We start from the raw sequence: 22,636 nt of genomic DNA, 5'->3' as shown, positions 1-22,636 counted from the left end.
GGCTGGCAACAGCCCTTTTTTGTTTGTCTAAATTTTGTGAAAAATCCATCTTACAATAAAACCTGCAAGCAATAAGCCCACACCAATTAATATAACTTCCACAGGTAACGAAACCGACATCACTAAACACCCTATCAATCCTAATATAGAAATGATTTTTCCGAATCTTTGTTCAGCTTTGGGCTGTTTCAATGCTGCAATGTTCGTGATACTGTAATAAATTAAAATTGAAAATGAAGCTGCGCGAACAATGAATTCAAATGAACCAGCAATTGTGATGAATAATATAATTAATCCTGTAATTATAATTCCAATATGAGGAACCTTAAATTCATTATGAACTTTTGCAAATATTTTTGGCAGGTCTTTTCGTCTTCCCATAGCAAGCATCATTCTGCTGATGCCGAGAATCTGGCTGAGCAATACTCCAAGCATTGCAGTAGATGCTCCAAGCGTTATAATTATTTTTATTCCCGGAGTGTTCAAAACATTCACAGCAACCTGCAACGGAGATTTGCTTCCTGACATTTGTTCAGTTCCAATTACTCCAATAGCGACATAAGAAACAGCCGCATATAAAATAATTGCAGATATAATTGTTATTATCACTGCTCTTGGAATTGTTTTTTCCGGTTCTTTCACTTCTTCTGCCAGAGTTGCAATCCTCGCATAGCCCGTGAAAGCAAAAAACAATAATGCAGATGCTTCGGCAATTCCGGAAATTCCAAATGGATTGAATGGCTGAAAATTATCTGCATCAATTTGCGGTATCCCACTGAAAACAAAATATAAAAGAGAAAGCAAAGTTATGCTTATTATGAATAGATTTAATGCGCCTGCTTTTTTTATTCCGAAATAATTTGCAAATGTAAGAAAAATGACAGCAATTACAGATAATGTTAATGGAGAAGCAACCGGAACGATCTGATAAAAATAACTTCCGAAGCCGATTGCAACTACACCCGCTGCCGAGAGCTTGCTGATTAAAAACATCCACCCTGCAGAAAAACCAAAAGCAGGATTTAAAATGCGGTACCCATATTCATATGTTCCACCCGACTGCGGATAAACGGCTGCAAGCTGTGCCGAGCTTAAACCGTTGAATCCCGCAACTATACCCGCGATGATAAGTCCAATTATAAACGCAGGTCCTGCAACACCGGCAGCAACACCTGTAACGACAAAAATTCCCGCACCAATTATTGCGCCAAGCCCGATGCCGACAGCATCTTTTAATGTAAGAACCCGGAGCAGTTCGGATCTATTTCCAGAATTAACTTTCAACTAATCAAAGTAATATTTTTAGTTTTTTAAAGCTATTAAGTATAAATTTCTATAAAATCATATATCAATCTTCCTATATTTTTAAGAACAATGAAAGTATATTACACTTTAATATTAATATGGAAAAAACATTAATATACGAAGGCAAAGCAAAGAAAATTTATAAGCTTGCGGATAAACCCGATATTTATTTGCAGGAATTTAAAGATGATGCAACTGCTTTCAACGGTGTCAAAAAAGACCAAATTGAGAACAAAGGTGTGGTGAATAATAACATCACTTGTAAAATTTTTGATTACCTCGCGCAGAACGGGATTGAGACGCATTTTGTTGAAAAGGTATCGGATAATTCAATGCTTGTAAAAAGCGTTGAAATTGTTCCTGTTGAAGTTGTATGCAGAAACATTGCTGCAGGCAGTTTGGTAAAAAAATTCGGCTTAACCGAGGGAGAAGAACTTTCAAGACCTCTTATTGAGTTTTACTATAAGTCAGATGAGCTGGGTGACCCGTTGTTTTCAGAAGACCATATTTATGAAATGCGGCTTGCAACAGCCGATAACATAAAAAAAATCCGCGAGATGACTTTGAAGATAAATACATTGTTAAAAAAATATTTTATTGAGCGCGGATTGAAGCTTGTGGATTTCAAGCTTGAGTTCGGAAAACAAAAAAACGGCAATATCATTCTTGCGGATGAGATTTCTCCCGATACTTGTCGTTTATGGGATGCCGAGACAAATAAAAAAATGGACAAGGACCGGTTCAGGTTTGACCTTGGAGATGTTAAAGAAACATATCAGGAAGTTCTTGAAAGAGTTATGAAATAATTTGAATAATTAAAAGAAACTATTTGAAAATCACACCATACGGAAAAGATGTAGTTCTTAGAATGTTTGTTATCACAATTTTGTTAGATGCGGTAGCATTTTTTATTCCTAACCTTATTGCCAAAATAATTTTAGTTGTTCTTTCTATTATTCTTTTCGGATTTACGCTTTATTTTTTCCGTGACCCGTTGAGGAAACTCACAGGAAATGAAAAAGAAGAAGACCTTATCTCCCCTGCCGACGGCAAAGTCGTTTTAATCGAAGAAGTCGAATACAAAGGTGATTATTTTACTCCCGGTGAGAAGCTTACGCAAATCAGCATCTTCCTTTCACCTCTTAATGTTCACGTAAATTATATTCCGCTAACCGGAATGGTGGATTATCTGAAATATATTCCCGGTGATTATCTTGTTGCATTCGACCATAAATCATCCGAGCGGAATGAAAGAACAGAAATCGGCATAACTTCAAAATCAGGAAAGAGAGTATTATTCAAGCAAATCGCGGGATTTGTTGCACGAAGAATTGTATACACTATTAAAGAGGGGGATGAAGTTTTTGCAGGCGAAAAATTCGGGATGATAAAGTTCGGCTCGAGAACGGATATTATTTTCAAAAATGCGGTTTCAATCAATGTAAAAGTCGGCGATAAAGTCGTAGCCGGTGAAACAATTATTGCAGAGTTATAATACAATTATAATAATTATTATAAATAAGTGTTAATTTCAAGAAATTTTGTTCCTTCCCTGTTTACCGTTCTTAACGGCTTCTGCGGGTTTATGTCTCTCATAAACTCAATGAACGGCGAATTTGAGCAGGCATGCTTATTCATTATTTATGCAATGTTGTTTGACGGATTTGACGGAATTGTTGCACGCCTTTTGCACTCATCAAGCAAGTTCGGTGTTGAGCTTGATTCACTTTGTGATGTCATTTCTTTCGGTGTTGCCCCTTCGTTTTTATTATATACAATTCAATTAAAAAACTTTGAAACAATCGGCATCATAGTAGCGTCTTTGTTCATGGTTTTTTCTTCTTTACGTCTTGCAAGATTTAACGTTCAGCTTGTCGGATTTGATAAGGATTATTTCAAGGGACTGCCGGCTCCCATTGCGGCAGTAACAATTTGCTCATACATTTTATTTTATCACAATAAAATATTCACTGCGCAGACAAGTAGTTACGCTTTATGGATTATTGCCATCCTGCTTCCAATATTAATGATAAGCAGGATTAAATACGACACTCTACCGAAAATTAATAAAGCAAACCTCAAAAAACATCCTGCGAAGTTTGTAATTCTTTTTATTGCAATTATTCTGATTATAATTACAAGAGGTGAAGGTCTGTTTGCTTTCTGTTTGTTTTACCTAAGCAGCGGGATTATAAGAGGAATTTATATGCTTCTGAAACCCAAAAAGAAAAAACCGCAGGGAGAAAAAGAAGCGGTAGAGAAAATCGCGCATTAAGAATGGGATTCCCGCCTGCGCGGGAATGACTTCAACCTAATTAAATCACTTCCTTCAAAGCCAGTATAAAATAATCCAAATCTCCCTTCGTATTATATCTTCCCAATGAAATTCTGATTGAAGCTAATGCGGTTTTTTCATCACGACCGAGATTTAGCAAAACATGTGACGGCTTATGACTTCCAGACGTACAGGCAGAACCGCCGCTTACTGCAATACCCTCCAAATCAAGCAATATCAACAGCATCTCAGGGTCTACTTTGGATTTTTTGAGATTGATTGAAATATTTAAAATATTTGGCAATGAATGTTGCTCAGGAGTATTAAAAATTATTTTATCACCGAACTCCTGAGTTAATTTTTTTCTTAAATATTCATTCAGCTCTTTCATCTTTTCTGCATCTTCATCAAAGTTTTTTATCACAAGCTCGACGGCTTTTTTGAAGCCGGCAATTGCAGGAATGTTTTCCGTTCCGCCGCGCAAGTTTCTTTCCTGGCTTCCGCCGTGCTGGTATTTCTCGACGGGAATTTTGTCCCGCATATATAAAGCCCCGATTCCTTTCGGTCCGTAAATCTTATGAGATGAAATCGTTGCGGTATCTAAACCCAATTCATTTACTTTAAACCTTACTTTTCCAAAACTCTGCACTGTGTCTGAATGAACAAAAACATCTTTTGCCTTCGCAATTTTTGAAATCGCTTTTAAATCATTTATCACACCTGTTTCGTTATTCGAGTGCATCACCGAAACTAAGAACGTATCGTCCTTGATTAGCTCTTCAAGCTGACTTAAATTTATCTTTCCGTATTCGTCATTATCGAGATAAGAAATCTTAAATCCGAATTTATCTTTTAGATAATTAACCGTATCAAGAACTGCGAGATGCTCAATTTTTGTAGTTATAATATTTTTTTTATCCGAGTTTAAAAAGTTCATCGCAAGTCCTTTTATGGCAAAATTGTTTGCTTCGGTTCCGCCGCTTGTGAAAACGATTTCTTTGGGTTTCGAACCAATAAAATCCGCAATCAGGTCACGCGTATCTTCGACAAGCACTTTTGCGGGCTTGCCGAATGAATGAATCGAAGAGGCATTTCCAAAATTTTCTCTCATATACGGAAGCATTGCATCGAGAACTTCTGGTGCAATGGGTGTGGTCGCTGCGTTATCTAAATATATACGTCTCAAATTTTTAAGGTTAATTTTGTTTTTACAATAATTAATTTATTCATTAAGTAAAAGATGGCAATAAATAAAAAAGAGCTTCTTTACATTCCGAATCTTCTTTCAATCTTCAGATTGATTTTACTTATCCCGACGGGATACTTAATATTATTTGAATTTGAAACGAAAAAAAATGTAATAATAGCTCTGATGGTTTTAATGTATGTCACTGATTTACTCGATGGTTATATTGCGCGGCACCTCAACCAAGTCAGTGAAACAGGTAAAATCATCGACCCGCTTGCAGATAAAATTTCCGTGACGGTCATTGCTCTTTTAATCTTTGCAAAAGGATTTATTCCGCTTTGGTTCTTAATTGCTGTTATTACAAGAGATTTGTTTATCTTGCTGTTTGGCTTGTATTTAAAAGAGAAATATAATATTGTATTAATGTCCAATATCCCGGGCAAAATCGCTGTTTTTGGCATTGGATTGGTGCTTTTGTTTGCTCTTCTGCAAGTTCCTATTATTAATGAATTTATCTCTTATTTTTATTATATTATATTATTACTAATTATATATTCTTCAATACTTTATTTTATCAGGTTTAAACAAGCCATAGGAGAAAAAAATGGAAATCACTGAAAACCCTTTTAACGAGTCGTCCGAAAGACGCAGGAAAAAGGCGGATAGAGTGAGGACTCTCACACGGAAAGATGTTGAGACCAAAATGGAGGAGAAACTTGTCGGCAGAAAAATTACAAAGAAGCTGATAGTTGATTCCCTGTTTGAGTCTTTACGTGAACTGATTATGACTGCTGACCCGGTCATCCGTATTGAAATACGTGATTTTGGTGTATTTGAGGTGAAGAAAACAAAACCAAAACCAAAAGCACGCAATCTCAAAACAGGAGAATTTGTTTACGTTCCGGGCAGAAGAAAAATGCATTTCAAGCCGGGTAAGATTCTGAAGAACTATTTAAAAGAAAGTTCAGACATCGATGCAGTAAAAGACAGAGAAGACTACGAAAAAAGTCAAGATTCCGAATCTTCAAATACTTAATTAAGTTGAACTTTTCTAAGTACTTAGCAATTGACTATGGAGAGAAACGAATCGGGATTGCAATTTCCGACTATGACAAGAACATAGCATTTCCAAGAGACCACGTTTTAAATGACATTAAACTTTTCCAAAAAATCTTAGTATTAATAAAAGAAGAGAGTATAGAAAAAATTATACTGGGTTATCCGATAAACTTAAATTCTGAAAAAACACCGCAGACGCTAAAAGTCGAAAGCTTCAAAAAAGAACTGGAAGAATTTCTTTCAAAGAACAAAATAAAAACCGAAGTGGTTTTGTTCGATGAAAGACTGACAAGCTCAATGGCTGAGTCGTATATCACAGAAATGGGCTTAAAAAAATCCAAGCGTCAGGAAAAGGGCTTGGTAGACTCAATAGCCGCACAGGTTTTGCTTCAGGGTTATCTGGATAAAGAGAAAAAAATTAATTAAAAAGAAATCAGTTTTACCCGATATTGCTACGTATTGTTCTTTGAACTGAAATAAGGAGTTTAAAATGTATTTAGTCGAGTTATACAATTTAATAGAAGAAGGTGAAAATTCCACGACCGAGTTTAAGCGAAAGTTTTCCACGCCCGAGAAGATTGCAAAGGAAATGATTGCATTTGCAAACACGAAAGGCGGTTATATGCTTTTCGGAGTTGATGATAATAAAGCGCTTGTCGGTGTCGAAAGCGAGAAAGAACAGATGGAGCTTATAAAAACCGCCGCAACGTTTTACTGCGAGCCGGAAGTTCTTCACGACATCGAAGTAGTCCTCATAAAAGGCGTTGATGTTGTTGTAGTTCACATTCCCGAAAGCCAAAACAAACCTCACTACTTAATCACAGATGACGAAGACAACATGAAGAGTTACGTCCGTCTGAATGATAAATCAATTCTTGCTTCAAAAGAAACTTTGAGGATTCTCAAAGGTCAGAACAGCACGAATCCTTTGTCGATAAACATAGGTGAAAACGAAAAAGCGTTGTTCAAGTTTTTAAATGAGAACGAGAAGATTACCGTGAAAGGATTTAAGAAGCTTGTGAATATTTCAGAACGCCGCGCAAGCAGAACGCTTGTCAATCTCGTTCGCGCCGGAACAATACGGCATCACTATACAGGCAAGGAAGAGTATTTTACGTTGTGAGTTTTTAACAACCCCTAAAATGCTATATGTATGCATTTCTTACTATATAAATTTTATTAAAAAATTCTAATATCTTTAGATATATTTCTTAATCTGGTAGAATATTTTATACAGGATGACACTATTACTTCGATAAATCGTAAATTTAGTTATGCTTATAACTAAAAAATCTATTTAAAATGGCTGAAAGAAAAAATGAAGCACAGGTAGATATTGATCTTTATAATTACATAAGAGACAATAAAAAATATAAGAAGAAATGGATTCTTCGAAAAACCGACAACAAATATCTACAAGAGTGTTTAGATATAGCAAGTAAAAAAATAAGCGAAAAGCGAGGGGAGCCTGATTTAATTTATATAAATGAAGATAAAAGATTATTAATTTTAATAGAGAATAAAGATAGCACAAAATATCATTTTTCCAAAAAAGGCAATACCGATCCACAATTATATGCTATTGATGGCATAAAACATTATTTGTCATTTTTGCTTGCTAGTAATATAAAAAAAGAAACCACAAAAAAATATTTTAAAGATTGGCGAATTGTTGGAATTGCTTTTTCCGGTAGAATCAATGATGAGTATAATCATTTAATATCAACTTTTATTATTGCAGATAATGAAATAAAAGATATAGATGTTAAAGAAATTTTAGATGAAGAAGACTATATTGCATATTTTGAGAATATAGATTTAGAAAAAATATCTAAGAATATTACTAAATCTTCAAGCGAAATTAATAGAATGTTGCGAACACTTGATTCGCAAAAAAGACCAATTTTATTAAGTGCTTTAATGATTTGTCTTTATGAAAAGGATGATTTCCCAAATGATTTTAAAAAAAGTTATGGAGGATGGAATCCAAAAACAATTATTACAAATATTCCAACAACCATTAAAGAAATTTTACAAAATGAAGGTATTGATAATGAAAAAATTGAAGTTCTTATAAATGAATTGTCATTTATTAAAACGGATAATGATTTAATTTCATCGGAAATATTAAATGAAATATTAAAAGAATTAGAAGATAATGTTATCCCTCTTTTCAATAAAAAAACAAATTATGATATAATTGGAAAGTTTTATGAAGAATTTTTAAGATATGCTGGTGTAACTAATGTAAAAAAAGGTATTGTTTTAACTCCTAACCATATCACAAGATTATTTACAGATTTAATTGATATAAAAACTAATGATGTTATAATTGATATATGTTGCGGAACAGGTGCTTTTTTAATAGCGGGTATGAACAAATTAATTGATGAAATTGAAAACTCAGATTTGGCTGATAAGAAAAGACGAATAAAAACTTTAAAACAAAATCAATTAATAGGATTTGAGAAAAGTGGCACTATGTATTCTTTAGCTATTTCTAATATGTTGTTTAGAGGTGATGGTAAATCAAGGATATTTAATATAGATGCTTTTTCAGATAAAGCTAAACAAATTCTATCAAAATTAAAGATGAAGCCAAGCGTTGGATTTATTAATCCCCCTTATGGCGGAAGGGATAATAAAGTTAATCCAACTAAAAAAGAAATCCAGTTTTTAGAAAAATTATTAGATACAGTTAGTAGATATGGAATAATTATTGCTCCACTTTCTACTTATCTAAAAGATGAAATTGATAGAAATAGAATTTTATCAAAACACACTTTGAAATATGTTATTAATATGCCTAGTGAACTTTTTCAACCAAATGCTTCTACTCATACGGCAATTGCGGTATTTGAGACAAACACGCCTCACAACAACAAAGAAGTAATTTTTTATAATCTAATAGATGATGGTTTAGTATTATCAAAAAATAGGGGTAGAACCGATGTTTTAAAAAAATGGATTACTATTAAAAAAGACCTTCTTGAAAAATTAATAAATCCAAAAAAATATCAAAATAACATCGATTTAGTAAAAACTAAAATTACTGTAAATGATGAATGGATAATTCAAGCACATTCAAAAGCTGATTACAGTAATTTGTCTGATAAATCATTTATAAAAACGATTAAAGAAAATATTATTTTTACAACTAAATTTAAGCTTAATCTGTTAGAAAAAGATATTGATGAAATTACTTTATGGGAAATATTAAAAGATAGTAATATAAGTGAGAAAAGCTCTAATAAAAACAAAGTTAATTTAGGAATTAATACTAAAAAATGGTCTGATTTTAAAATCCAAGATGAATTAAGCGGATTGTTTATAATGGAAAAAGGTGAACGTCTTGTTGAAATAGAAAGGCTAGATGGCAATACCCCTTTAATAACAGCATCTGCTTATAATAATGGAATAACTAATTTCATTGATTACAATGCATTTAAAGATTCAAAAAGGATATTTGAATATAAAATAACAATAGATATGTTTTGCAATGTCTTTTATCATGATTATAAATATTTTAGCGATGATAATGTCCATACTTTATTATTTAAGAATTCAGATTATTCAAAATATTATGAAAATAAATATATAAATTTATTTTTATTAACAATTTTAAGACAATTATCCTCTAAGTATAGTTTTGGAAGACAAGTAAGATTGAAAAGATTTAAAGATGAAATGATTAAATTGCCTGTAGATAAAAATGGAAATCCTGATTGGATATTTATGGAAAATTATATGAAGTCACTTCCATATTCAGCATCAATTTAACTTACCTCTTATCCAAAACTTCGCAGACTTTTTTCAGAGATTGTTCTGCGTTTTTGAGAATGGCTTCGCCTTGTGATAAAATTTCTTTTTTGTATTTTTCGTCTTTGATTTGCGGGAGATTTATCTGAACGTTTTTAAACGCTCCCCAGATGCCTGTCTCGAGAGATTTAGCGCCGACTTCGAGGTCGCTTTTCGAGGCAATGTTTCCGTGCGCTGCCATTTCAATCATCGAGTCCCAGCAGGAGTCTGCAATTTTCATAACACTAAGCGGAACATCAACAGCTTTTTTCAGACCTGCCTGCATTTTTTCATCTCGGAGTTTTATTTCGGCATCGTTTGTCTTAGGCATTTTCATTGCGAGCATGTAATCATTGAATGCATTTGTATCAGCATCAATCATCGAAATAAGCTCCTTCATTTTTTGATGAAGCGGCGGAATTAACTTTCGCATTGTTGCATCGAGATGCTCGAATTTTTTGTTTCCATAGCTCATCCAACCGACCATTGCGCCGAGTCCTGCGCCGAGCGAGGCAATGAGCGCGGACACGCTTCCCCCGCCGGGAGCGGAAGTTCTTGCGCCGACAAGCTCAACGAAATCACGAACGCTCATAGATGCAAGAGGTTCGGTTCCTTCTTCCTGAATCATGTATTCGATGATACGCTTCTCAGGGATGAACTGTGAAATGGAAGATAAACCGAGACGCTCGATGACAAGACGGATTTTTTGCTTCTCATCGAGTATGAATAAATTTTCTTTTTGAATATAATAATCCGCTGCCATGAGCATTGCTTCGAGCGGGATAAGCCCGACAAGCTCGCTACCACAAACAGCAAGATTCATTTTCTTTGCATCAGCTGCGCATTCTTCATAAGCAATATGCGGCGGTGTAATTTTGTAGTTATCGAGATTAATCGAGACCTGTGCCATGCCGTATTCTTCGACATACCAGCCGATTCCTTTAACTGCTTTGAGTCTTCCCGGTTCTTTTTCACCTCTTCCCTGCTCACGGATGTTGAGCGCAATTTTATGCGCCTGTTCTTTTGTGCCGAGGATGTTAACGTTGTATGCAATGAGGAAGAATCTTGCGCCTGCGGCGGTTGCTCCTGACTGCGGGACAAATTTTTGCGGACCAAAATCCGGCTTCCATTCTTTTTTACCGATTTTATCTTTTATGCCTTCATACTCGCCTGCTCTGATTTGACGAAGTGATTTTCTATCGGGATTGTTTGATGCTTCTTCATATAAATAAATCGGAACGCCAAGCTCTTCGCCTGCACGTTTTGCAAATTTCTTTGCGCACTCAACACAGTCTTCCATCGTTACATTTGCAACGGGAACAAACGGCACAACATCGACTGCACCCATGCGTGGATGCTCACCGCTATGCTTTGACATGTCGATTAACTCATAAGCAGTCTTAGCAAACTGGAAGGCGCCTTCGACAACTGCATCGGGGTCTCCGACGAATGTAAATACAGTTCTGTTAGTTGATTTGCCCGGGTCAACATCAAGCAATGTAACTCCGGGGACTTTTTTGACCGCTTCTGCGCAAGCGTTTATGATAGATTCGTCGCGACCTTCTGAAATGTTAGGAACGCACTCGACAATTTTTCTCATAGAATGAAATTTGATTTGCCACAGAGGGCACAGAGATAAAAATTAAAATTATTTTTATTTATTATAGACAAGATTCAGGAACTTTGCGAGTCCTTCATCTTCATTAGAAAACTCGGTTATGTAATCTGCCTTTGCCTTTAACTCGGCAACTGCATTTTGCAGAGCAATGTTTATGCCGCCGAAATCAAAAAGCTCACGGTCATTGTACCAGTCGCCAAAGACTGCCACTTCATCACGCTTTATTTTTAAGTTTTTAGCAATTGTTTCCAGACCTGTTCTCTTCGAAATTTTTGAACGTCTTATTTCAAGATTATAAACTTTACTATGAGACTGAGACCTGTAATATTTTGCATTGCAATGCATCTTAAATGGGAAATTCATCTTCGACTGAATTTTTTTTATGACACTTTTATCGTTTCCCATTATGATAATCTCAATTACGCTATCGAGATAGTTATCATAAGAACTTATCAATTCGTAATTCGTGCCGATTCTTGCCATAAAATCTTTTAAGACTGAATTTTCATCCGTGTAAACAATCATGTCGTTATAACATAAAGCAATTTTGCAGAAATGTTTATCTGCAAGCTTCAATGCCTTTTCAACTTTTTTACGGCTAATAACAGTCTTGTCAGGATTGCTGCCTTTTAAATCGGCAATATATGAGCCGTTAAGAGTTATAAGGGCAGTTTCAATGTTAAGTGTTTGAGCCAAAGGAACAACAGACGAATGAACCCTCTGGGTTGCAAGCGTAAATTTCACACCCTTGTCGCCGATTTTTTTAATAATCTTAATAGTTTCCTCGCCGATTACACCCTCGTTATTTATGAGTGTGCCGTCAATATCGGAAACTATAAGCTTAACTTTTTCAAAGCGGCGCCTTATCTCATCAAGAGATAATTTTTCTTTCATTAATCTTACCTTGTCAGCTTTTCCTGAAATACGTAAGTATCCCCCATACAAATTTCAGCAAAAGCAATTAAACACTAATTTTACAGAATTTAACGATTATATAGCATATAGAAAACACAATTTTTTATATTAAATTAGCTGAAAAACATTATTTTTTGAAATTGAATGTTGCTTAAAATACGGTTAATTTTAATAAAATGGATTTATCTTTTATTGCCGAAAATTATCGTTCTTTGAAAAAAAATGTTTCCGATTTATGCTTGAAAGCAGGCAGAAATCCTGATGAAATTACAATCGTAGCAGTTACCAAAACGTTTCCTGCGGAATATGTTTCGGAGATTTATAAATGCGGCTTGAAAGACATTGGCGAAAATAAAGTTCAGGAGCTGGTTAAGAAGAAAGAGGAACTTTCAGGTCTTGATGTCAATTGGCATTTAATCGGGCATCTGCAGACGAACAAGGTAAAGTATATAATTGATTTTGTTTATCTGATTCATTCTGTTGACAGCGTTAAACTTGCAAGTGAAATTCAGAAACATGCCGAAAAAATTAACCGAGTGATTGATATTCTTGTTCAGGTTAATATCAGCGAAGAGGCAACAAAATCGGGTGTCGATGCAGATGAAACAAAAAAGCTGGTTGAAGAAATTAATCAGCTTGCAAATATACGAATAAAGGGTTTGATGACAATCGGAACACTAACCGAAGACAAAGAAATTATCAGACAAAATTTCCGCGACATGATGATTTTGTTCGATGATTTGAAACAGTCAAACCCTGAGTTTGAATATTTATCAATGGGAATGACGTCGGATTATGACATAGCAATAGAAGAAGGATCGAACATGATAAGAGTCGGAAGCTATCTTTTCGGAAATAGAAATTATAATAATTAAAAACAAATACTATGAACTTAACATCACGGGACATTAAGAAAAACGATTTCAGAAAATCTTTAAGGGGATTTGACGTTAATGAAGTCGAGGCGTTTCTTGAAACCGTAAGCAATCATTACGAAAAGCTTCTTGTCGAGAATAAGAACCTGATGGAAAAAGTGAAAAGCTTAACGAATGACATAAACATCTATAAAGAGAATGAGCTTACACTTCAGAAAGCAATTGTTAAGTCACAGGATTTAGCAGAAGAAATTGTTAACAACGCAAAACGCAAAGCAGATTTGATTGTCCGTGAAGCTGAATTGAACAGCAAAAAAATCGGACAGGATGTTAACGAGGACATAATTAACAAAAGACATGAGCTTGAAGAGATTAAGAATAAAAATGAAAGACTGCTTGAAGAAACGAAGAGTTTTCTTACCGACAAGCTGAACGAGTTTGAAGATTTTATGAAGAATAAGAAAATATTCAAAATGGAGCTTGCGAAAATGAAATCTTCGCAAGAACATGATGAGCATAATGAACATTTAGATTCGCTCTCGATTCTTCCTGAAGAGCCTGTCCGAAAAGCTTCCAATGATAACGAAAATATCAACGACATAACTTTTCCATCAACTTCCTTTGATGAAAATTTTGAAACGAGGTAATGCACACAATTCACGCCGAAGCTTGTAAATTTTTAGAACAAACCGTAAAAGATACATACGAAACAGGAATAATTTTAGGAACCGGGCTGGGCGGACTTGTAAATAAAATCGAACCCGACTGTGTTTTTGATTATGATACGATTCCGAATTTTCCTGTATCGACAGTAGAATTTCATCACGGAAAATTATTTTTTGGCAAGCTTGCCGGCAAAAAAATAATTGCGATGCAGGGACGGTTTCATTATTATGAAGGATACTCACATTACAATGTTACGTTTCCGCTTCATGTTTTAAAATCATTCGGAGTAAAGAATCTTATAATCTCGAATGCCTGCGGTGCATTGAATCCGACTTACAAAAAAACCGAACTAATGCTTTTATCTTCATATATGAATTTTCATTTTGCAAATCCGCTGAGAGGCGCAAAGTTTTTTTATGATGACAAACCTATTAAGCAGTTTTCTGAAAGATTACTGAATCTTGCGGAGGAAACTGCTCTGGAAAATGGAATCGAAATTCATAAAGGTGTTTATGCATCTGTTCAGGGTCCGAATCTTGAGACGAGAGCGGAGTACAGAATGCTTAGAAAAATCGGTGCTGACGTTGTCGGGATGTCAACAATTCCTGAGATTATCACAGCATCAAACATCGGAATTGAAACACTTGGGATTTCTATTATTACGGATGAAGGTTTTCCGGATACTTTAAAAGTTGCTTTGCTTGAACATATAATCGAGTCTGCAGAGATTGCAGAAAAAAAATTAATGTTATTAACAGAAAAATTAGTCGAAAAATTTTAACATGGGTGAACAAAAAGATAAAATACTCGAGAGCGCAGATTACATAAAATCATTTTTCCCGAAAAATTTTAAACCGGAAACTGCTTTGATACTTGATGGGGATATTAACCTGCCGTCAAAGATTAAATATAATAACGTTATCGACTTAGCTGAGCTTTCCTATAATTTCAGCAAGCCGGTTGAAGCAGGAAATTATTTTATAATGACTGCGAAGTGTGGAAAGCAGGATTTGCTCATCTATAAAAACCGTCTGCATTATTATGACGGGTTTTCGATGCAGGATATCGGACACATAATTTATGCGTTAAAGTTTTGCGGTGTCAAAAAAATTCTTTCATTGGATGAAGTTGGGCATTTAAATCCGCGGTTTGAAACAGGAGATTTTACTTTGGTATATGACCATATTAACTTAATGGGAGATAACCCATTGATTGGTCCAAATGACGGCGACATCGGTGTGCGTTTTCCTGATATGAGCGATGCTTACAGCTCAAAATTATTGAACCGTTCCTCAAAAGTTTTGATTGATAATAAAATAAAAGTTAACGAGAGTGTTTATATAGGATTGATTGGTCCTGCGAGCGAAACCGATGCTGAAGCAAGATTTTATCGTGAGATTGGAGCAGATGTTGTCGGATATTCTCTTGTTCCTGAAAACATTGCGGCTGTTCACAGCGGAATGAGATTTGCAGGCATTGGACTGATTACAAGAAATCTTGTTGCTGATGTTATGATGGAAGATAAAAGAAACGATGATGAGATGGAAAAGGACAGAAAGAAAGCTTTAAAAAAATCGAACGAGTTTTTAAATGATGTTCTTGAAGAGATAATCAATAAGTTATAAAAGGTATGGCAAAAACTTCAACAAGGTTAAGCGTTCCAAAAATGTATAAGTTGTTCATCGGCGGCAAGTTTGCGCGCACGGAATCGGAGCGTTATCTTGAAGTTTTAAATCCAAAAAACAACGAAAAAATCTGCAACATATCACGAGCATCGAAAAAAGATGTGCGCAATGCAGTTCAGGCTGCTGCGCCGGGGCTTATAAGCTGGTCATCAAAAACGGGATATGAACGCGGACAGATTTTATACCGTCTGGCAGAAATGCTTGAAGGAAGAAAAGAACAATTCATCGAAGAAATAATTTTATCGACAGGTGCTTCGAAATCAAATGCTAAGAAAGAAGTTGAAGCTGCAATAGACAGAGTAATTTATTATGCAGGTTTCAGCGATAAATGGATGCAATTATACGGAACAGTGAATCCTGTGCAGAATAATTATTTTAATTTTTCGATTCCTGAGCCTGTCGGGATTGTTGCAATAGTTTTACCGGATACTTTATCATTCATACCGCTTGTTTCAAGAATTTGCTCAGTGATTGCAAGCGGAAGCTCATGCGTTATTCTTGCAAATGAAAAATATCCGCTTCCTGCGTTAAGCTTTTCGGAGGTAATTGCTACAAGTGATGTACCTTCAGGAACAATTAACATTCTTACAGGTAAAAAAAGCGAGCTTATTTCTCATTTGTGCGGACATTTTGATGTCAGAGCTGTTGATTTGTGCACGTCGGATAAAGAACTAATAAAAAATGTTCAGGAGCTTTGCGCGCTCAACGTAAAGCGCTTATATTATTTTTCCGATAAGCATGATTGGTTCAGTAAAAACGAAAATAATAATCTCGAACAGATTATTAAATTCACGGAAATAAAAACCGTCTGGCATACAATGGCTTATTAATTTTTATAAATATTTAAGTTTTAAATTAACTCATGAAAAATTTTATTACCCTTTTAGTATTTGTTTTTATTATTTGCTCAAAGCTTTCTGCTCAGGAAGCAAATTCCATAAAAGAAGCTTCTCAAGAAAGTCCGAGAAACGATTCCGAAAGATTCTATGTAGAAACGTCCAGCCAGGAACAAGCAGACCTCAGCATGCGGGAGCATATCACCGAATTTTTCCCGATTATTCCCGAAAGTGCAATAGAAGAAATTTTAAGCACACGACAATCAAAACCTGTAGTAAAAATTGATGAAGTAAAAGGTGATACATCTCTTACCTTTGAATGGAGTTATTATGTTAAACCGAATTTCAATGCTGACACAACAAAAATTTTCTGGCAGTTGAACATACCACAGTTTCAGTCAAATATTTATCAGCTTTATCAAAATGATACAATTTATTTGGACACCTGGAATCATGTTGTGGGTGCGCCAAGCACAAAAACGCTAACCGGAAACTTCACTGCGTTCAGAATAAGAAACTGGCCAACATGGAAAGACCCTGACCCGAAGCTTGCGCATCTTGAAGCAACTCCGCCGGGTCCAAAAAATCCACTTGGATTATTTACCGTATGGTACGATGAAAATTCCTTAAGATATTTTCACGGGACAAATAAACCTTATTTACTTGATGATGAAATCAGAAGCTTGTCGCATGGTTGCGTAAGAACCGATAATGACAACATAGATAAGATGAAAAGATTTTTGATAAGGCGAGTTATAAAATCAAAAGATTTAAACGGCTGGATTGGAAGTAAAAGAACAATGCAATATGATTTTGAAGAAGTGGATAAATTTCCGGTGCAGATAATTTATAAAACATTTGATATTAATAAAGATGCGAACGGACATTACATTGAACTGTTTAAGGATGTTTATAAATATGAAAATCAAAGAAACATAAACATAAGAGAAAATGATCCGTCGCTGATAACTCTCTCTACCAAAGAAAACATAAAAGCAGAATTCGTAAGAGAATTTAATAAAGGTTTGACCGAACAGGAGCTTGATTTTGTAATTGACTGGCTTCTTGCTAACGGCGAGCAATATCAAAAATATTATTTCAGCGAACTTCAGCAGAAGTTTTTGATGAAATAATTCAAATATTAAGAAATTAACACTTTTTACCCACCCCCTTACATAAGTAAGAATTACATTTTTTTCTTTTTACAAAAAATGTAATTTTTACCAGTTCTTTTTTTATTATCCGTATTAACTATTACCTAACGGATATCCTCATAAAACCTAAACCTGACAAATGAATAAGCTCAAAAATTCATTATTGATACTATTTCCTGTATTAACCATTTTAGTTTTTGTTTTTTACTTCTCTGCTGACTCATCAAATGACGACAATTCTTTCGATGTATTAAAAACAACCAAAGTTAAAAAATCACAGGAGCTTCGCGGCTCACCGGGATTTCAACAAGAATATTTTAGTAAGACACATTACCCTGAATCTGCCGATTTAGAACAAGAACAGCTTTTAAAAATGTGGGATGAAATTGAAAACATGCCTGATGAAAAAGATTTCAGTTCAAACATTGTTCCGTGGAGGCAATTAGGTCCGTACGGTTCAGCGATTGATTCAACCGGAGTACGCAAGTACACAGGAAGAGTTTTAGATTTAAAAATTACAAACGGCAATCTGAAGATTGCTTCTGCATCAGGAGGTTTATGGGCATCAAACGGAGCAGACCCGATTCCAATGACTGATAATCTGTCAAGTCTTGCTATCGGAAGCTTCGCAATTAATCCCGGTGACAGCAACATTATCATAGTGGGAACAGGCGAACCAAACGTATTAGACGGTACAGGATTGCATAGGACAACAAATGGAGGATTAAACTGGACGCGTATCAGCATGGGAAATACACCAAGAGGATTTTATAGACTAATATATGCTCCAAACAGCCAGAGTGTGATTCACGCTGCGACAAAAAACGGATATTACAGGTCTGATAATAACGGTTTAAACTGGACAAGGTATTTTGAAGGTGAAGTTTCTGATGTTATAGTCAATCCTTTAGATCCGAATATTGCTCACATTGGTGTATGGGATAGGGGAACAAATTTAGGAGGAATTTATAAATCAACAAACGGAGGCACTAACTGGACAAAGCTTACAACGCAAGGACTGCCAACTTCAAACGTCGGGAGAGTTTCTTTAGCGCTTTGTAAAAATGTACCAAATAATATATGGGCACTGATAGGAAGAAATGATAATAATTTTCTTCTTGGTGTTTACAAAACTGCTTCCGACGGAGTTCTATGGACAAGTGTTTCACCTACCCAATGGGGTGATATTTTAGGTGGCGGATTCGGGTGGTATGTGCATGCAATAGGTGTCTCTTCAACCAATCCCCAGGTTGCTTTAGTCGGCGGGATATGGCTCTATCATACTACTAACGGAGGACTTAACTGGTTTCAGAATACCGACATAACGGCAGGTAAAAATCTTCATGCAGACCAGCATGAAGTATTGTGGGGAGCTAACGGTCAAGACGTTTGGGTTGCGAATGATGGGGGTGTATCATACTCAAATGACGGCGGTGAATCATTTTCAACAGCGGATAATTTTTATCCCATCACGCAGTATGCTAATTTCGATGTTGCACCAAGCAACAGAGACTATATTTTTGGAGGCTCACGCGATAATGCCGTTACCGGAACGACCAACGGAGGTAATTCATGGATTTATGCGTATCCCTCTGCTGCTGACGGAGGAGGTATTGCATTTGACCCGTTTAATCACATTATTCTATATGCCACACTTGGTAATTATGGCGGAGCTTTAGCTTTCCACAGAATAAGAACGATGGATTTTGGTAAAAGCTGGTTTGATGTAAGCAACGGTATAGGCGCATCGAGGGAAGAGTATCCTAAAATCCGCGCAATACCAACATCTCCGACAACTCTTTTTACAAACTCGTGGACAGGTTTATATAAAACAGAAAATTTCGGTATGAACTGGACTTTGTATGACGCAGCTCTGCCGGCAAAAATCTATGACTTTTCTATCGGGTATTATCCTGCAAACAGCAGAACAAATGTTTATGTCTGGCTTGAATCCGCTGAGACCGGAAAGCGTCTTTATATCAGTTCAAATGGCGCTTCTTATGTTGAGCGATCAACAGGACTTGAGCAAGGATTATGGATTAAATCTGTAGTACCTGACCCGGCAAATAATAATGTTGCATATGCGCTTATGACAGGAACAGAATCAGGAAAAAAAGTGTACAGGACTAAAAATCTGGGCTTAACATGGACAAACATTTCGGGAAATCTTCCGAACGTTGTAATGTCTCATCTTGTTGTTCATCCGAAAAATTCCGCTGTATTATATCTTGGAACGGAAATGGGCTGCTATAAATCAACCAATAAAGGATTTAGCTGGTTCAGATGGAATGAAGGAATGCCCGAAGCAGCAATCGTTACCGAGATGAAACCTGTTCTGACTTCTATGAATGAATTTTTCATTTATACTTCAACTTATGGCAGAGGAATTTTCAGAAGAGAAGAACCTCCTCAAAATATTCCCGGTGAAGAAACAATGTTTCAGTTATTCCAGAATTACCCGAACCCATTCAATCCTATAACACAAATTACGTTCACGCTTCCTGAAGAAAGCAAAGTAACACTGCGGGTATATGACATAACGGGAAGATTAATCAGCACGCTTGTAAATGAAACCCGGCTTTCGGGACTATATACGGAAGATTTTGACGGAACACATCTGTCGTCAGGTGTTTATTTCCTTACAATCCATGCAGGAGGATTTAGGGATACAAAACGGATGGTGCTGCTGAAGTAATTTTTTAAAAATTCATTTTATCTTATTAATGAAAAAGTTTAAAAAAATTCTTTTATTATTTTCTTCTTTGATTGTTTTATTTGTTGCGTTTTGTTTATTTTATTTTTCTCCTTTCGAGAATAAACCTTTCGATTTAAGAAATACCGTAAAAATCAAAAAACCTTCTGACCAGCGCGGTGAGCCGGGCTTTCAAAAAGAATATTTCGGTATAACGCACTATCCCGAAGATGCAATTCTTTCTCAGGAACAGCTAACTAAAATGTGGGATGAAACCCGTATGGTTCCGGATGAAAAAGATTTTGATAACTCTAATGTTGTTCCGTGGAAAGTGCTTGGTCCATATGGAAGCGCAATGGATTCAACCGGTGTACGCAAATTCAGCGGCAGAGTTCTAGACATGAGGCTTTCAAATAATAATTTAAAAATCGCAGCGGCATCGGGAGGGTTATGGGTTGCAAACGGCAGCGAACCTATATGTTTAACAGATAATCTTCCAAGCTTAGCTATAGGAAGTTTCGATATTAGCCCCGTTGACAGCAACATCATTATTGTCGGGACAGGCGAGCCGTATGTTTCCAACGGAACCGGCTTATACAGAACGACAAACAGAGGACTTAACTGGATAAAAATATCTGCATTCTCAAATCAATTTTTTAAAATACGTTATGCACCCGGCAGACCGAATGTAATTCATGCTGTAACTGTAAGCGGATATTTCAGGTCTGATGACAATGGTCTCACCTGGACAAAGTACCTGGATGGGCAAATATCGGATGTTGATATACACTCTCAGTCACCTGATATTGTTTATTGCGCCTTATGGGATAATGACAGCGGTTTGGGAGGCATCTATAAATCAACAAACGGCGGAACGAACTGGCACAGACTTACAACCCCCGGGCTTCCAACTTCAAATGTCGGCAGAACTTCAATTTCAATTTGCAAAAACTTTCCAAACGTTATCTGGGCTTTGATGGGAAGAGACGATAATAATGAATTACTTGGCGTTTATACAACCAATGCCGATGAATCTTCATGGACAAGAACTTCTTTGAATGAAGATGTATTTGACGGAATTGCCTGGTATGTTAACACAGTAAGTGTTTGTCCCACAAATCCTGCGCTGGCATTTGCAGGGAGAGTATGGCTTTACAGAACTTCTAACAACGGCAACAACTGGGTGAAAGAAACTGACATTACATCAAGCTACAATCTGCACTGTGACTTGCATGAAATAATATGGGATTCGACCGGACAGAATATGTGGGTTGCCAATGACGGAGGAGTTTCGTTTTCGGATGACAGAGGACAATCATATACAACCGAAGAAAATTATTATCCGATAACGCAATATGTAAATTTTGATGTCGGTCCGAGCAATCCCGATGTAATCTGGGGCGGCTCGCGTGATAATGGATTTACGGGAACAACAAACGGAGGTTTATTCTGGAAATACGGCGTGAACTGGGGCGGAGACGGAGGAGGAGTCGCAGTTGATCCTTCAAACAGCGCACTTGTATATGGAACAATAGGAGTTTATGGCGACAATCTTTCATTTCATCGCTTGATGTCGCTCAATAATGGAAATTCATGGACAGACATAAGCACAGGAATTGGCGCATCACAGCAGGGTTACCCGAAGATTAGGGCAATTGGAACAACGCCAACAACAATTTACACAAATTCTCAGGCAGGTTTATATTACTCAACTAACTACGGAACAACCTGGTCATTACAAGATGCCGCATTCCCGGCTCAAATTTATGATTTCTTTCCAATATACTATTTGCAAGGACATACGACAAATATTTTTGTTATTTTGGCAACAGCTGATGCGGGTAAGCGGCTTTTTTTAAAGTCAAATACAGGAAGCTTTACAGAAATTTCAGGAGGACTTCCGGCTGGTTTGCGCGTTAGAGCAGTTACGCCCCATCCGGAAAATTCAAATATTGTTTATGCATTAATGACGGGACTAACGGATGGAAAGAAAGTTTATAAGACAACAAACTCAGGTTCAACATGGACAAACATTTCAGGAAATATTCCGAATGTTCCGGTGTCTGCAATTGTAACTAATCCTAAAAAAATAAATGTTTTATACTTAGGTACTGAGATGGGCTGTTATAAAACCACAAACCGCGGCGTTAGCTGGTTCAGGTGGAATGATGGAATGCCCGAAGCTGCTATAGTAACGGAGATGAGAAGTTATACAACTCAAATGAACGAATTTTTTGTCGTTGCAGCAACATACGGAAGAAGCATTTTCAGAAAAGAGGAACCTCCGCAAAGCATACCAACTGACATTCAATTTGAGTTATTGCAGAATTATCCGAATCCGTTCAATCCTTTAACACAAATTACTTTCACCATTCCCGATGAATTGCACGTTACAATGCGTGTTTATGACGTTACAGGAAGATTGGTTGCCACTCTTGTAAATGAAACACGTCTTGCAGGTTTATATACCGAAGAATTCAGCGGAGTAAATCTTGCATCAGGAGTTTATTTCTGTCACATTATTGCGGGAGGATTCAAAGATACAAAACGAATGATGCTGATAAAATAA

Annotated in this window: 20 protein-coding genes; 16 read left to right on the top strand and 4 right to left on the bottom strand. The window is 36.1% G+C overall.

Features of this window, described 5'->3' with window-relative positions; translation table 11 throughout:
* Positions 1–27: 27 nt before the first annotated feature.
* Positions 28–1,284: an amino acid permease gene (locus VHP32_00175; protein ID HEX2786294.1), complete on the bottom strand. Its 1,257-nt coding sequence runs from the start codon at positions 1,282–1,284 to the stop codon at positions 28–30.
* A gap of 119 nt (positions 1,285–1,403) precedes the next feature.
* Between VHP32_00175 and purC the strand changes: the two genes are divergently transcribed.
* The 3 genes from purC to pssA are packed head-to-tail and all read left to right on the top strand — an operon-like array spanning position 1,404 to position 3,580.
* Positions 1,404–2,111, top strand: coding sequence for a phosphoribosylaminoimidazolesuccinocarboxamide synthase (gene purC / locus VHP32_00170; GenBank protein HEX2786293.1), 708 nt, complete (start codon positions 1,404–1,406; stop codon positions 2,109–2,111).
* A 23-nt stretch (positions 2,112–2,134) separates the two neighbouring features.
* A complete protein-coding gene (locus VHP32_00165; protein HEX2786292.1) occupies positions 2,135–2,800 on the top strand; it encodes a phosphatidylserine decarboxylase family protein in 666 nt (221 codons plus the stop codon).
* A 27-nt stretch (positions 2,801–2,827) separates the two neighbouring features.
* The gene (gene pssA, locus VHP32_00160; protein ID HEX2786291.1) at positions 2,828–3,580 is read left to right on the top strand and encodes a CDP-diacylglycerol--serine O-phosphatidyltransferase; all 753 of its coding nucleotides are present in this window, start codon (positions 2,828–2,830) and stop codon (positions 3,578–3,580) included.
* A 40-nt stretch (positions 3,581–3,620) separates the two neighbouring features.
* Here pssA and VHP32_00155 read toward each other — a convergent pair whose 3' ends face one another.
* Positions 3,621–4,766 carry a cysteine desulfurase family protein gene (locus VHP32_00155; GenBank protein HEX2786290.1) on the bottom strand — a complete coding sequence of 382 codons (1,146 nt, stop codon included), beginning with the start codon at positions 4,764–4,766 and terminating at the stop codon, positions 3,621–3,623.
* A gap of 54 nt (positions 4,767–4,820) precedes the next feature.
* On the opposite strand from VHP32_00155, the gene VHP32_00150 reads away from it, so the two are divergent.
* From VHP32_00150 to VHP32_00130, 5 genes are all read left to right on the top strand, one after another.
* Positions 4,821–5,387: a CDP-alcohol phosphatidyltransferase family protein gene (locus VHP32_00150; GenBank protein HEX2786289.1), complete on the top strand. Its 567-nt coding sequence runs from the start codon at positions 4,821–4,823 to the stop codon at positions 5,385–5,387.
* Positions 5,374–5,805: an HU family DNA-binding protein gene (locus VHP32_00145; GenBank protein ID HEX2786288.1), complete on the top strand. Its 432-nt coding sequence runs from the start codon at positions 5,374–5,376 to the stop codon at positions 5,803–5,805. The genes VHP32_00150 and VHP32_00145 overlap by 14 nt, the downstream gene beginning before the upstream one ends.
* Positions 5,806–5,810: 5 nt before the next feature.
* On the top strand, positions 5,811–6,254 hold the full coding sequence (ruvX, locus tag VHP32_00140; protein ID HEX2786287.1) for a Holliday junction resolvase RuvX: 444 nt from the start codon (positions 5,811–5,813) through the stop codon (positions 6,252–6,254).
* Between the two features lie 64 nt (positions 6,255–6,318).
* Entirely contained in the window at positions 6,319–6,951 is a 633-nt protein-coding gene (locus tag VHP32_00135) for an RNA-binding domain-containing protein (protein HEX2786286.1), read from the top strand.
* Positions 6,952–7,130: 179 nt separating this feature from the next.
* Positions 7,131–9,608: an N-6 DNA methylase gene (locus tag VHP32_00130; protein ID HEX2786285.1), complete on the top strand. Its 2,478-nt coding sequence runs from the start codon at positions 7,131–7,133 to the stop codon at positions 9,606–9,608.
* A 1-nt stretch (position 9,609) separates the two neighbouring features.
* Here VHP32_00130 and ftcD read toward each other — a convergent pair whose 3' ends face one another.
* Both ftcD and VHP32_00120 read right to left on the bottom strand, forming a co-directional pair.
* On the bottom strand, positions 9,610–11,226 hold the full coding sequence (gene ftcD, locus VHP32_00125) for a glutamate formimidoyltransferase (GenBank protein HEX2786284.1): 1,617 nt from the start codon (positions 11,224–11,226) through the stop codon (positions 9,610–9,612).
* A gap of 54 nt (positions 11,227–11,280) precedes the next feature.
* Positions 11,281–12,138, bottom strand: coding sequence for a Cof-type HAD-IIB family hydrolase (locus tag VHP32_00120; GenBank protein ID HEX2786283.1), 858 nt, complete (start codon positions 12,136–12,138; stop codon positions 11,281–11,283).
* Positions 12,139–12,335: 197 nt separating this feature from the next.
* On the opposite strand from VHP32_00120, the gene VHP32_00115 reads away from it, so the two are divergent.
* From VHP32_00115 to VHP32_00080, 8 genes are all read left to right on the top strand, one after another.
* A complete protein-coding gene (locus VHP32_00115; protein HEX2786282.1) occupies positions 12,336–13,034 on the top strand; it encodes a YggS family pyridoxal phosphate-dependent enzyme in 699 nt (232 codons plus the stop codon).
* Between the two features lie 11 nt (positions 13,035–13,045).
* Positions 13,046–13,681 (top strand): DivIVA domain-containing protein, encoded by a 636-nt coding sequence (locus VHP32_00110; GenBank protein ID HEX2786281.1) that lies wholly within the window; start codon positions 13,046–13,048, stop codon positions 13,679–13,681.
* Entirely contained in the window at positions 13,681–14,481 is an 801-nt protein-coding gene (locus tag VHP32_00105) for a purine-nucleoside phosphorylase (protein HEX2786280.1), read from the top strand. Before VHP32_00110 ends, VHP32_00105 begins: the two co-directional genes overlap by 1 nt.
* A gap of 1 nt (position 14,482) precedes the next feature.
* Positions 14,483–15,325, top strand: coding sequence for a purine-nucleoside phosphorylase (locus tag VHP32_00100; protein ID HEX2786279.1), 843 nt, complete (start codon positions 14,483–14,485; stop codon positions 15,323–15,325).
* A 5-nt stretch (positions 15,326–15,330) separates the two neighbouring features.
* Positions 15,331–16,215 (top strand): aldehyde dehydrogenase family protein, encoded by an 885-nt coding sequence (locus VHP32_00095; protein HEX2786278.1) that lies wholly within the window; start codon positions 15,331–15,333, stop codon positions 16,213–16,215.
* Positions 16,216–16,247: 32 nt separating this feature from the next.
* Positions 16,248–17,354 carry a L,D-transpeptidase gene (locus VHP32_00090; protein HEX2786277.1) on the top strand — a complete coding sequence of 369 codons (1,107 nt, stop codon included), beginning with the start codon at positions 16,248–16,250 and terminating at the stop codon, positions 17,352–17,354.
* Positions 17,355–17,514: 160 nt separating this feature from the next.
* The gene (locus tag VHP32_00085) at positions 17,515–20,070 is read left to right on the top strand and encodes a T9SS type A sorting domain-containing protein (GenBank protein HEX2786276.1); all 2,556 of its coding nucleotides are present in this window, start codon (positions 17,515–17,517) and stop codon (positions 20,068–20,070) included.
* Between the two features lie 28 nt (positions 20,071–20,098).
* Positions 20,099–22,636, top strand: a complete 2,538-nt coding sequence (locus VHP32_00080) for a T9SS type A sorting domain-containing protein (protein HEX2786275.1) — start codon at positions 20,099–20,101, stop codon at positions 22,634–22,636.

It is taken from the genome of Ignavibacteria bacterium (assembly GCA_036262055.1).
Classification (GTDB): Bacteria; Bacteroidota; Ignavibacteria; order Tepidaquicellales; family Tepidaquicellaceae; genus DATAJP01.
Note: the sequence above shows the minus strand (reverse complement) of the source record. Positions and strands in the feature narration are given on the sequence as shown.